The 12,418-nt window shown below is 67.4% G+C and carries 11 protein-coding genes and 1 pseudogene; 8 read left to right on the top strand and 4 right to left on the bottom strand.

Translation table 11 applies throughout. From position 1 onward, the window contains the following. Positions 1–12 precede the first annotated feature (12 nt). Entirely contained in the window at positions 13–1,218 is a 1,206-nt protein-coding gene (locus QQM39_RS19005) for a hypothetical protein (protein ID WP_301998160.1), read from the bottom strand. A gap of 323 nt (positions 1,219–1,541) precedes the next feature. Here QQM39_RS19005 and QQM39_RS19000 point away from each other — a divergent pair, with 323 nt between their 5' ends. The 4 genes from QQM39_RS19000 (at position 1,542) to QQM39_RS18985 (ending at position 3,676) form a co-directional block, all read left to right on the top strand. Further along, positions 1,542–1,676, top strand: coding sequence for a hypothetical protein (locus QQM39_RS19000; RefSeq protein WP_301998159.1), 135 nt, complete (start codon positions 1,542–1,544; stop codon positions 1,674–1,676). A gap of 31 nt (positions 1,677–1,707) precedes the next feature. Beyond that, positions 1,708–2,061: a hypothetical protein gene (locus QQM39_RS18995; protein ID WP_301998157.1), complete on the top strand. Its 354-nt coding sequence runs from the start codon at positions 1,708–1,710 to the stop codon at positions 2,059–2,061. A 968-nt stretch (positions 2,062–3,029) separates the two neighbouring features. Next, positions 3,030–3,293 carry a hypothetical protein gene (locus QQM39_RS18990; RefSeq protein ID WP_301998155.1) on the top strand — a complete coding sequence of 88 codons (264 nt, stop codon included), beginning with the start codon at positions 3,030–3,032 and terminating at the stop codon, positions 3,291–3,293. Further along, a complete protein-coding gene (locus tag QQM39_RS18985; RefSeq protein ID WP_301998154.1) occupies positions 3,290–3,676 on the top strand; it encodes a hypothetical protein in 387 nt (128 codons plus the stop codon). Before QQM39_RS18990 ends, QQM39_RS18985 begins: the two co-directional genes overlap by 4 nt. Before the next feature lie 689 nt (positions 3,677–4,365). Here QQM39_RS18985 and QQM39_RS18980 read toward each other — a convergent pair. From QQM39_RS18980 to QQM39_RS18970, 3 genes are all read right to left on the bottom strand, one after another. Beyond that, a complete protein-coding gene (locus tag QQM39_RS18980; RefSeq protein WP_301998152.1) occupies positions 4,366–5,403 on the bottom strand; it encodes a fatty acid desaturase in 1,038 nt (345 codons plus the stop codon). Between the two features lie 138 nt (positions 5,404–5,541). Beyond that, on the bottom strand, positions 5,542–6,450 hold the full coding sequence (locus tag QQM39_RS18975; RefSeq protein ID WP_301998150.1) for a hypothetical protein: 909 nt from the start codon (positions 6,448–6,450) through the stop codon (positions 5,542–5,544). A gap of 76 nt (positions 6,451–6,526) precedes the next feature. Beyond that, positions 6,527–7,285, bottom strand: coding sequence for a GntR family transcriptional regulator (locus QQM39_RS18970; protein WP_301998149.1), 759 nt, complete (start codon positions 7,283–7,285; stop codon positions 6,527–6,529). Positions 7,286–7,395: 110 nt separating this feature from the next. On the opposite strand from QQM39_RS18970, the gene QQM39_RS18965 reads away from it, so the two are divergent. The 4 genes and pseudogenes from QQM39_RS18965 (at position 7,396) to QQM39_RS18950 (ending at position 12,408) form a co-directional block, all read left to right on the top strand. Next, positions 7,396–7,650, top strand: a complete 255-nt coding sequence (locus QQM39_RS18965) for a hypothetical protein (RefSeq protein ID WP_301998147.1) — start codon at positions 7,396–7,398, stop codon at positions 7,648–7,650. After that, on the top strand, positions 7,647–8,525 hold the full coding sequence (dapF, locus tag QQM39_RS18960; RefSeq protein ID WP_301998145.1) for a diaminopimelate epimerase: 879 nt from the start codon (positions 7,647–7,649) through the stop codon (positions 8,523–8,525). Before QQM39_RS18965 ends, dapF begins: the two co-directional genes overlap by 4 nt. A gap of 429 nt (positions 8,526–8,954) precedes the next feature. Continuing rightward, positions 8,955–10,492, top strand: a pseudogene (locus tag QQM39_RS18955) (UvrD-helicase domain-containing protein). A 122-nt stretch (positions 10,493–10,614) separates the two neighbouring features. Beyond that, positions 10,615–12,408 (top strand): hypothetical protein, encoded by a 1,794-nt coding sequence (locus QQM39_RS18950; protein WP_301998143.1) that lies wholly within the window; start codon positions 10,615–10,617, stop codon positions 12,406–12,408. Positions 12,409–12,418: the final 10 nt, after the last annotated feature.

The raw sequence follows: 12,418 nt of genomic DNA, 5'->3' as shown, positions 1-12,418 counted from the left end.
GCTTCAGGGCGCCTAGCGTCGTCGCTGGGATGCGCCGTCCAGAAGGGCAGTAACCAGGTCAAACTGCTGGTTGGCGTGTAGCAGAGCCACTGTCTCCGAAACCGTCCTGTCCGGACGTGCCCTGCCGACCCACCGGAGAAAGGCTGTTGCCTCATCTGCTCCGTGCGGCGAAGGGTTCTTCGCCAAGGTGGCCGCCAACTCAACGATGGCCTCTGGCGGCAACTGCTCGGCCGCCTCGCTCATCACCACGGCATTCGTGGAGGACTCCTCTTCCTCCATCGCGATCAGGAGATGGGCGAGCCTCTCGGCCGGCCAAGTGAAGACCACATGCTCCAGGAGCGGGTCCAGCGCGTTGTAGCGCGTGAACTCCTCCAGCTTCCTGATCGCTGCGGGGACGTCCGAAGGATCCAACGTGGTGTTCGACGCGTCTCGACCCCGGGCCTGTTCGGCCGCCTCGTACAGGTCGAGCAGGGTTGCGTTGAGCCCCTGGGAAAGGATGAGGTAGCCGATCATCTCGATCCCGGGCATCGCCTGGCCGTAGAAAGTTCGAGCCCATCCCACCATTGAGCTCCCGGCCTCCTCCTTGAGCTGAGACAAGGACCATCCATACTCAACTCTCAGGCGGTTCAGCTCCGTGAAGAAGGCCAGTTCTTCGGGCAGCAGACCTTCCGGATACTCGAACTCATCCACCAGCCGCGGGCCGTCGTCCCGGGACCTGCTCGCGCGGTCCTCCCGCGTATTGAGGTCTGGCGCCCCAGGGCCCGCCGCGGTGGCAGCAGAGGGCAGGATCCCCCGCTCGGGCGGGACTGCCGTTGCCGAGGAGGATGTGCTGCGCCCCAAGGCCGGTTCTTCTGGTGCGGCCCTCGCGGTGAGCACCCCTGCCTGCAACTGCCTCTGCAGGTCGGCGATCTGACGCCTCAGCTCGGCGTAGTCGTCGGAAACGACGGGCGTCGGCGCCTCCGCGGCCTTCTTCAGCTTCTCCTCGATCACGTCATAGCGGCTCTGAAGCAATTCCTGATCACCGTCCGGAGTGCAGATCCGGGCGATGGCCTCGCACAGGTCCCGGGACAACCTGCGGCCCCGCAGTTGGGCGAGGAAGGCTTCCCTGCCCGGCACAACACCATTCGCGAAGTCCTCGGGGACGAGGAGCTTCTGCTCCCAGATTCCCCTAGCGGTTACACCCGAGCCGTCGATCCACTCCCGGAGCAGTTCGACCAACTCGTTGATCTCCTCGCAATTGCCCCGAGGGGCCGACCAACGCGCGCCTGGTCGTCGTCGTGGGCTGACTGACATGGGCGTCTCCACTCCCCCTGATTGTCCCGGGACAACTCTTGCAGATACCGGGACATCCTCCGCCTAGCCGCAGGCAGGCGCTGTTGTCCTGGGAAACCCCTGGGTTGTCCCAGGGGGCACAGCCGAGCGCTTCTACAAGCGTCTCCAGGCGTGCAGGGTCATATCGCTGCCCGAGAAGCGGCAGCCTAGCGGGCCCGCCAGCAGGCCGCGAAACCGTCGGGCGGGCCCCTGACCCTTTAGGAGGATCAGTGTTCAACCGTAAGCGCAAGAAGGAGCGAGAAGGCTCCAAGAAGGGGTGGCTCGTCGTGGTGGGGGCCGGTGTCGGCGGCATCGTCAGGGCCGTGACGGCATGGGTGCTCAGTCAGATCACTGACTCTGCCTGACCCGCTGCCACGGGGTGTGCCACATCGGAGGGTGGCACACCCCTCGTCGTCGAGACTGCCCGTCGGCGCCGCTACCGCAGCGTGTCCCGGCCGCGCCGAGAAGGCGCTCAACGTCGGCGAGACCGTCCATCTGCAGACCACCAGCAAGCGGGCGCCTGACCGCTACTTTGCACCGTGGGTCACCTGGGAAAGTCACACCCGCTTGCGCGAACTCGCGCAGAGCGGCGACTACGCCTGCTACGTCGAAATCGTGCACTTCATCGCCGGCCTTCCGCTCCCTGAGCACATCGCGCGAGCACGGTGGATCGACGGAGAACAACAGACCCGCGAACGACGGCGAAACCTGGTTGAGACGCGTCGCAACCGCCTCGGCGCGGCTCGTTAGGCTGCAACGGGCAGCATCCGGGCGCAGCAAGAGGGCGCCGAGACCCCCGGCTCGCATTGTCCAATGCCGACAATTCGGCCCCAGGGCAGCGGGTTAGGGTCGCTGTCCGGGACTGGAGCGTCACCGGCGGCGACCAGGGGAGCGCAAGGGGAGCGCGGACGCCTTTGGACGGTGCAACACGGGGTACGAACAACGGGACCGCGACATGTGCTCTGATCTGGGAAAACGGGATCTGGTACGACCCCGCAGCACGGTCCGGCACGATCCCTATCGGTCTCGTAATGCGTAGGTCTCGGGTTCGAATCCCGAAGGCGGCTCCATGGGAAACCGCAAGTCAGGCCTCTGACCTGCGGTTTCTTCATTTTCTTGACCTTGGAATGTGTGCCTGTAGCGCTTCGGGCGCCTGTGCATGGAATGCGTAGGTCAAAGGTTTCACTCTTCGGAATCGGTGATGCGCCTGTGTGGCCGGACAAGGTGGCTGACCTGGTGTTTCTTGAGATCCTGCTGACGCTCCGGTCAGTATCTGCAGGGGTGGTGGTGGCCAAGTGGTGGCCATTCGTGCAGCGTTAGTGTCCGGAACGAGCCTGAGGCGCCGTGCGTGAGGTCCGGTGAGGGCGCTGATTTTTGTAGCCAGTGGACAACGTGACGCTCGCGCACGGCTTGCGGTGCGCGGCGGGCTTCTGGTGCTTCATGCTGCAGCTATGGGCGGCGGGCGTGTAGAGGCGAAGCCGTGTGATCGCGGGGATCGTTGAGGGCGGGTTCCCGTCGCCGCTTTGGGACACAGAGGTTCGACGCTCCTGGGCTCCACACGCAAATGCCCCCTGGAGGCGGGGGAGGCCTTGATCCTCAAGGGGTTTGCTGGATCTTGCCTCCCCCGTGGACCCCCTGGGGCCTGCGGAGCGAGGGAGTGTCGGAGGGGACTTCGGCGAACGGCCTGCTTGCATGTAGACGTGCCGTATGCATGCTTCATGTCCGATGCCATGATCCGAGTGCCGGCTGAGGTGCGGGACCGTCTGGCGGTCATCGCGGAGTCGCGGGGTACGTCGATCCGCTCGCTGGTGCAGGAGTTCGCGGAGACGACGCTCACGGATGAGGAGCGGCGTGAGCGTGCCGAGCGGACGCGTGCCTACCTGGCGGAGCATTTCGGTGTCGAGGTGAGTGACGGGGAGAGCGCGGCGATGGGCCGCAAGCTGCGCGATGCCTTTGCGGGGCAGCAGGGTGCCGCCGTGTGATCCAGCACCACCTTGTCCTGGATGCACCCACGCTGCTTGCGCTGTCGGGGAACCGGCAGGTGTCCGCGCTGGTGCACCGGGCTCACTTCGAGCCGGAGATGCGGCTGTGGGCTCCGGTGCTGTCGATTCTCGAGGCGGACGCGGAGCATCTGGGCATCGCGGAGCGTGTTGGTCAGCTTGATGTCATCCACACGGTCGACCTTGACTATCCGGGCATGCTCACCGTCGCGCAGCTGCGCAGGGACGGCGTTCCGTTCGGGATCGCGGCTGCCGTTCACGCTGTGCGCCATCTTCCCGAGTGGGGTGCGGACGCGCTGGTCGCCACGGTGGTGCCGAAGGCGTATGAGGGGCGGGGTGTGCCCTTCCTCGACCTCAACCGCTGACGTCCGACGGTCTCGTCACAGCGGCCTGTCGGACACCCCAACCACCTTGGCTGCACCGCGTTCTTCGGCGGAACCGAGGGAAGCCCGTCGCGAACTCCTGCGACCCATGGGCCCGCTGGAAGACATGCCCGTCCAGCGGGCTCGGGCAACCTTTGCCCTCGGCTCGTGGGGCCGAACTGCCGCCAGCCCCGTCGTGCGCCGATGCAGGTACTGCCGCGAGCCGCTGGAGGCGATCGCCTGCCGTGACGCCACGTTCTGCTCGCAAGCGTGCCCCGCCCTGCGGCCCAGCCCGGCGCGGACGGTCTTGATCAGGAGGCGGCCGGTCGACGGCCCGAGCCGGTACGTTCCGCTCTTGAGGGTCACACCGCCGGGCGTGTGGGGCGGATGCGGGCCGGGGCATCGAGGCAGCCCGGTCGGCATGCTCCCTGTCCGCCCACCGGGATGGCGGGTGACGAGCCGCGCGCGGGCCTGCCGTCCCACAGGGACCAGGCCATTGTGGCCAGTCGGGAGTGCGCCTGCGCCACCCGCTACAGGGCCCGTTGGCATCCTCTCCTCAAGGATTAGGACAAAACCCGTAAAGCGCGTAGCGCCGCATCACGGTTCCGCTGCCGACGCCCGCCGCATTTCGTCTCCGCACACATCACAAGATCTCCTCTGCTCGATGGCAGGAGAGCCGGGCCTGTGCCGGGTCAGGCTGTCGCGCGGGCTTTGGAGGAATGTGCGTCGGCGAGTGCGCGCAAGTGGCGGCGTGCGACCGAGGTGGGGCCGAGGAGAAGGGCGGGGGGTGTGAAGTGGGGTGCGGACAGGTGGCGTTCGAGTGCTGGCAGGTAGTTCCACCGTACGGCGGGGTGGGCGGAGTGGGCGTAGTGGTGGAGGTCGCCGTAGGGGAGCCAGGTCGTCGCGGCGAGTGCGGCCAGGGCGCGGTTTCGGGGGTACAGGCGCAGGCAGCGGCCGGCCTCGACCCATGCTCGGGTGCCGGTACGGGGGTCGGGGTCGAACCAGGTGTGTTCCACGAACAGGCTGAGCCAGGCGAGCTGCGGGTACAGCAGCAGGCGTGGGAGCAGGACGCCGCAAAGCACGGCGGACCATCCGCCGGCGAGGTATGCGGCGGCGAGTACGGCGGCGACGGCTGCCGCACGGAGCCAGGAACCGGGGGCGGGGCGCAGGTTCGCTGTGATGCCGACGGCGGTGGCCCGTAGGCCGCGTGTGGTGAGCGGATGCATCAGGGCGACGATGAACTGGCGGCGCGTGGTGCCGGGTTGCAGCCCGGCCTGGCGGAGTTCGTCGAGGTTGGGGTCGACGTCGGCCTGAGTGGCGTTGGGGTGGTGGTCACGTACGTGTCGTTGATGTCGTACCGGTGCGGGCACAAGCGCGAGGGGATGGTGCGCGAAGGCTTCGGCGAGCACGAGGTTGGCGCGGTGGGTCCGGGCCAGAACGCCGTGGATGGCGAAGTGGGAGATCTCCTGCAGATGGCGGAAGTGCACGGCGACGCCGACCGCGGCCGCAATGGCGCTCAGTGGGCCGAGACCGGCGAGCATCCACCAGCCGGTGATCTGGATCCACTGTCCGGTCAGCAGCAGCGTGGGTGTCCAGTTGTTGGCCCGGGCGCGCTGAAGGCTTGTCAACTGGGAGGCGCCAGCGGTGGCAGGGCGTCTGCGGGCGAAGTGCAGCCGGTCGATCTGCCGCATGGCGGCGCCGACGGCCATGACGGCTATGCAGAGCAGCATGGACAGTCCCCGGGCAGACGGAAGACGGGCGACCACCCACCCGCGCATGACTGTCACACACCGTATATCTAGTGAACTAGCTTTTCCCTCTTTTTATCAACTGGGACGATCATCCTTGGCTTTCGCGGCCTGTTGGCCCTACAGGTTGTCGACGCCTTGTAGGGCGCGGTCGCTGTCCCAGGTGCTGCCGTCCAGCATCGGGCGGGCGAAGCGTTCGTACGCCTGGAGTACCAGCGGGGCGGAGTCGGAGCCGTGCCCCCATACCGATTCGAAGCGGCCGATCCAGCGCTCGACGCCCTTGAAGTAGACGCTGCTGCGTCCCCTTTTGTAGTCGGCGTCGCCTTGTTCCTCTTCGACCAGTGCGGCGGCGGCCGAGATGATCACGACGTCCACGGCTTGGTCGGCCCGCAGGCGGTCGCGTACCGCCAGGCCGCAGGTAACACCCAATTGGCGGTGGTGGTCGATGAGTTCGAGCAGTGGGCGGGCGTAGTCCGCACGGCTCAGGTCGTCCCGGAAGCAGATGAACAGCCGGTCGATGGTGCCGCCGACTTCGATCAGGCGGCGGTTCGCGGTCAGATACTCGCGACGCTGGGTGAGAAGCGACGGGTTGGTGGTCAGGTCGGCGGCGAGGATCCGCTTGGGCTGCGACGGGGAGTCGATGAGCGTCTTGACCAGGAGTACGGACAGTCGTGCGACCTCGCTGGCGTAGACGCGAAGGTGTCCGTCGGCGATCTCGCCGTAGTCCGAGATGAGTTCCTGCTCCAGCTGGGCGCGGACTCGGTCGTAGTACTGCGCGTCGTCCATCGCGCGGAGGTTGGTGGCACGCCGGAGGGTGATGAAGGCCTTGCGGAGCCACAGGTGGTTCGCCGTCAGGATGACGACGAGGACCGTCTCCGCGACGAGGAGCCCGTTCGTGAGGCTGGTGCGATCGCTGGCCCAGGCGATGACCGGAATCACGATGCCGGCAAGGCCGATGAGTCCGTTCAGTACGGGTGACGCCAGTATGTCGGCGGCTCGGCTCATCGGATCGCGGCGCTGTGCCGGCATGGTGTTCCTCCCCCTCGTGCCGCCGAGCGGCATGTGGTCTTGTCTTCTGCTGTGCGTCGCTCGCCCGCCGGTACGGCTACGGGGCGAGTCGGATGTCGTAGGCGATGTCCCACAGGCTCGCGGGGACCAGGAAGTCCGCCGTTTCCACGGGGCGCCCGGCGTCGTCGTAGTGAGTGCGTTCGATCAGGGTCGCCCGGGATCCGCTGGCGACGCCCAGCATCTGCGCATCCTCGCGGCCCATCAGGACGGGGTGCGGGAGCTCCACCACGCGGTCGACGGTGATGCCGAGATGCGCCATGCGCGCGACGACCCCCTGTCCCGCCAGCGGGCCTCCCTCGGGCAGGACCACCAGGGTGCCTCCGGTGACCGCCATCGGTTCCCAACTGGTGGACAGCAGGACGGGGCGGTGGTCGGTCAGAAATTCGTAGACGGTTCGCACGCAGAGACTGCCCGCTTCAATGGAGAGGCGGGCGGCGATGGCCGACGGGGCGGGCACCTTGGCGGTGCTGTCGGCCTCCCAGGTGCCCTCGAAGCCGGCCGGGGCGATTCCGGAACCGCCCCGCTGTCCGTCCGAGGGGATACGCGGCAGGGGGCGGCGCTTTTGCGGAGAGCGGATGTACGTGCCAGAACCCGCACGGCCTTCCAACTGGCCCTGGGAGATCAGGAGTTCTTGGGCCCGGCGGATCACGTTCTCGCCGACACCGAACTCTCGGCCGAGGTCGGTCCGCGACGGCATGCGATCGCCCGGAGCCCATGTGCCGTCGGCGATACGGGCACGCATCATGGCGGCCACGCGCAGGTACGGGGCCGTTTTCCCCGAGGTGCCGTCGGCCATGCTCCTCCTCGCCAACGCACGGCTGTACAGATTGACAAAGTTAGTCCACTAGCTAGAAGCTAGTTGACTGGAATTACCGTGAGTGATATTGGCTGAATGGGCGGGGGGAAATGGGGCACGACCGCCGGATCACCTCCATCCAGTCAGCCGTCGCACGGCTCACCGCCCTTGCCGGAGCCGAGCCTCGTGTCACCGAGGAGACCGGCGAGGTCCGTATCGAGATCGACGTGACCCTCAATGCCACCGAGCAGTGGGGGAGCATCCTCGAAGTCCTTCGGCAGGGCACCGCCTTCGGCCTGACGGCCACAGCCACCGGGCAGGTCGCCTGGTTGCGCCTGGAGTCGGAGGAGCACACCGACTCATGAACGCCCCTCAGGCCCATCTCGTCGGCGTGGTCTTTGCCAAGGGACACGGTGCCGAGAACGACTTCATCGTCCTGCCCGACCCCGCAGGCCACCTGCTTCTGTCCCGGGAGGACGTCATCCGGCTGTGCGACCGGCGGACCGGCATCGGGGCCGACGGACTGCTGCGTGCGGTGCCTTGTGCCGCCGACCCCGAGGCCGCAGCCATGGCGGACGAGGCCGAGTGGTTCATGGACTACCGCAACGCAGACGGCTCCCGGGGAGCGATGTGCGGCAACGGAATCCGGGTGATGGCTCGTTGCCTTGTCGACGCCGGCCTGTGTACACCCGGGACCTTCGCCGTCGCGACACGGGCGGGAGTCCGCCAGGTCCACGTGCCTTTCGGACGAGGCCCGGCCGACGCGGTGAGCGTCCAGATGGGCCGCCCCCGGCTCCCCGGGTCCCAGGGCATCGAGGTGTCCGTGGAGCGGCGTCGCTGGCCCGCTCTGCACGTCGACATGGGCAACCCGCACGCCGTCGTCCTCATCGACGACCTCGCTCACGTGGGCGACCTCCGCGAAGCTCCCGCCGTGACCCCGCCGACGGAATACCCCGCAGGCGTGACCGTCGAGTTCGTCACCGTCCGCGGCCCTCGCCATCTCGCCCTGCGCGTCCACGAGCGCGGCGTCGGCGAGACACGCGCCTGCGGCACCGGAGCCTGCGCCGCGGTCGCCGCCCTGCGACACCGCCGACGACAGACCGGAGCCGCCGTCTACACCATCGACGTCCCCGGCGGCCGGCTGCACGTAGCGGTACGGGCGGACGGGAGCATGGAACTCAACGGCCCGGCTGTGATCGTGGCAAGGGGAACCGTCGACCTCGTCCACGCGGTCCGGTAGCGCACAGAAGCAGTCGGCAAACGCGCCGTCCCCGACCTGCCCGTGCCTTCCTTCCCATCTCAAGGGGCACTGCACCCTGGCCGTGGCGTTGCCCTCGTCGCGGGGATACCTGCCGGTCTGAGGCTTCGAGAAGACAGGGTCTTGTTCGGGCTGCACAGTCGCGCACCGCAGCATCTGAGCGAAGAGGCGCTACGGGATGTCCGCCGTCGGCTCGGACGGGTGCAGCGGAAGGCCGCGTTCGAGAACGTGGCGGGCCCGCTGCCGCAGCCCCGTGCGAGTTGGTCTTCCCGTCAGTTTGCCGATTGCATGAGTCATGTGGCCGCCCTGCGGAAGTCGGGACCGAAGTCCGCGATCGCCGGGACACGCATGATCTCCCTGTGTCACGGTGATGTCGCCCTCTGGAGCCGAACCCACCCTTTGGGGAGCACGATGCCCGCACCAACCCCTGAGCAGAGCACGGCCGTCGATGCTTTCCGGCGCGGGGACCATGTGGTGCTCCAGGCCGGCGCCGGAACCGGCAAGACCACGACGTTGACCATGCTCGCTGCGAGTACTGGCAGTCGCGGACGGTACATAGCCTTCAACAAGTCCATCGCTACCGACGCGGCCCACAAGTTCCCCGGCAACGTGCTGTGCAAGACCGCGCACTCGCTGGCCTTCGGCGCCGTGGGCCACAGGTACGCATCCCGCATGAATGCTCCCCGGGTCCCCGGCTGGAAACCGGCGCTTCTCTCGGTATCGCCGTCAACATGCGCATCCGCATCGGCGAACGGAACGTCACCAACAAGGCCCTCTCCTACACCGTGCTGCGGACGGTCACCCGCTTCTGCCAGTCCGCGGACAGCACCATCAAGCGCCACCACGTCCCACGGATGCGCGGTATCGAGGCGGAGGACCTGCACGCCCAACTCGTCGACGTCGTTCTGCCGTACGCGACCAAGGCATGGGGTGACCTGCAGAACCCCCAGGAAGGTGTCGTCCGCTTCGACCACGACCACTATCTGAAGATCTGGGCACTGACCGAACCCACGATCCGAGCGGATTTTCTGCTGCTCGACGAGGCCCAGGACACCAACCCCGTCGTCGAGAAGGTCTTCAACGCCCAGCGGCGTCATACCCAGCTGGTGATGGTCGGCGACTCGGCCCAGGCCATCTACGGCTGGCGCGGCGCCCGGGACGTCATGACCGACTTCGACGGCACGCAACTGGCCCTGTCCCAGTCCTTCCGCTTCGGCTCCGCGCTGGCGCAGGAGGCCAACCGGTGGCTCCATATCGTCGACTCCCCGATCCGGCTCACCGGCACCCCTGCAATCAGCACGCGCCTCGAACGCGTCGAGGAACCGGACGCCATCCTGTGCCGGTCCAACGTCGGGGCCATGCTCGAAGTCATGCGTCTGCTGGAGGCAGGTCGCCGCGTCGCGCTGGTCGGTGGCGGAGAATCCCTGCGTGCGCTGGCCCGGGCCGCACGCGACCTCAAGGCCGGCAAGCGCTGTACCCACCCGGAGCTGATCCTCTTCGACTCCTGGGGTGAACTGCAGGAGTACGCCGAATACGACCCCTCCGGCCGTGACCTCCTGCCGCTTGTCGACCTCGTCGACGAACACGGTGTCGACGTCATCCTCGCCGCGGTGGACAAACTCTCCGTCGAGCAGGGCGCTGAGATCGTGGTCTCCACCGCCCACAAGGCCAAGGGCCGAGAATGGGCCTCTGTCCGCATCGGTGAGGACTTCACCGAGCCGATGGACCAGGAAGAGACGGACGAGAACGGTGACCCGCTGCCCGGCGACATCGACGACGCCGAAGCCCGCCTCGCCTACGTCGCCGTCACCCGCGCCCGCCACCAACTCGACATCGGCGGCCTGGGCTGGATCAATCAGCACCCCCAGGGCAACCCGGGCGGCCCGCGTCCACGTAAGGACCCCGAACCTCCCTCCCCATGGGACAACCTGGGTCCGTCTCCCCACTGAACCGTCCCACCCGCCTCCATCGCCCACCGTCCGTAACTCCCGTCGATGCCGAAGGCCCCGGCCCGGCGGGCGGCGGGGCCACCCGCCCGAAGGTGTCAGCCCGGGCCCTTAGAGTGAGTGACGTGAGCGATCTTCCCAACGCGCAGTCGGCTCTCGATGACCTCTCCAAGCTCATACCCGAGGTGGTCCCGGACGGCGAAGCAGACCCGGAACTCGTCACCATCGGCGAGCGTTACTGGGCCCTGGCCGGCTTCGCCCCGGAGCTCGGCACACCGGTTTGGTGCGAGAAAGCCAAAGACATCGACACCGCCGGCTGGGGCCACCAGATCTACGCCGTCGCGGCAGCCGGTGTGCGGGCCGTCGTTCCTGGACGTTCGTGCTCCCAATGCGCGGGGCCGCTCAGTCTGACGTCCCGGACAGCGTTCCAACAGCTCTGCGACGGGCAGGACCCCGCCTGCGTGGAGTGCACCGAGTCACTGATGTCTGCGGTGCGCATCATCGTTGACCCGGCACGCAAGGCCAAGCGCGAGGCCGCCAAGGCCAAGGCGCAGGAGCGGCAGGCATTGGACGGGACACACGCCACATGGCGGCAAGCCCAACAGGAGACCGTCGCACAGCATTACGCAACTGTCTTCCCCTCCGACCGCAGCGAACTGCCCGTCGCCCCGGTCCGGGACATGATCGGCGCCCTGGCCGTACTTCGGTATGCCCCCTCCACCTCACCCATCGCCGAGATCGGTGGCTGGCCCGACCCGCTGTATCCGGACAGCGGCAAGACCAGCACGCTTCTTGGGTCGCTGGTGCGAGCGAGCCTGTTGAAGATCCACCCCACCAGCCCCGTCGATGCCTTCGTCTGGGCTCCCGAGAGCTTTGAAGACGCTCTGCGTGACGCCGAGGGCGATCTGGACGCTGTCGCCGTACCCCAGCTCACCGGCAGCTTCTACCCGATGATGGCCCGGTACTACGCCCCCTTCGGTACGAGCCCGGGCAAGGCGGCCGAACAGCTCGACGCCCACCTCTCCACCGTCTTGGCTCCCGCCGGTATGACCGCGGGACAGCACGATGACCTGTTGACAGTCGCGCAGGAACTCATCGCAGAAGAAGCACTGCGCTACTTCACCAACCGACTGGACGAGCTCTATCTGCCCGCTGTTCCGGACAACCACAGCGCCCGTCTGTCCGAGGCTGCCTACAAGGTTGCCGAGCACAGGCCGCTCGGCGAGATCTACAACCTCGTCTGGCGCGCGACACGGGCTGCGGCGGAAGCCGCCCAGAAGAATCCGCGTGCCCCTCGCGCACACATGAGTACCCATGCCATCAACCGGTTCGAGACCGATGCTCAGCGAGCGGTAGCCGATCCGCACTGGGAGCTCAAGCCGTTCACCGCGATCCAGGGGCAAGGACCGGCGGCTATGACGCGGGCACTGTTCTACAACGTCCTGGACACCAATCCGATCGATGCGAGCGTTCCCCGGGTCAAGAACGCATTGCCGGAACCCGTTGCGGAGTCCCGTGCGGAAGATCCCGCCCCCATCGAGCACGGCGACGGGCTGGCGGTCACCATCACCTGGCTCCACACCCACCCGGAAGCCTGGGACCCACACCTGCTCCCCGCTGCCCTCAGCGTCCTTGAGGAGCGGCGAGAGGACACCCCTGAGTGGCACTTCGAGGGCAAGATCCTCGCGCGTGACGCGGGAAAGCTGCACCGTCTTTTTGAACGGCTCACCCCGGCATTGGGCGTGAGAGAGGCGGCTCTGGCCGTACTGGGCGCCACTGGCATGCTCGTGCACCCGGTGACGAGAGACCAGGCATCGGTCACCAGTGGCGAATGGATCCTCGACGAACTCAGCATCCTCCTTTTCGGCGCCCTGGATGAACACGCCGAGGACGAGAGCGACGGCGGCGGAGAAGGGTGAGGATGCCGTT

It is taken from the genome of Streptomyces sp. DT2A-34, assembly GCF_030499515.1.
Taxonomy (GTDB): Bacteria; Actinomycetota; Actinomycetes; order Streptomycetales; family Streptomycetaceae; genus Streptomyces.
This window is presented reverse-complemented; position numbering and strand designations above follow the sequence as displayed.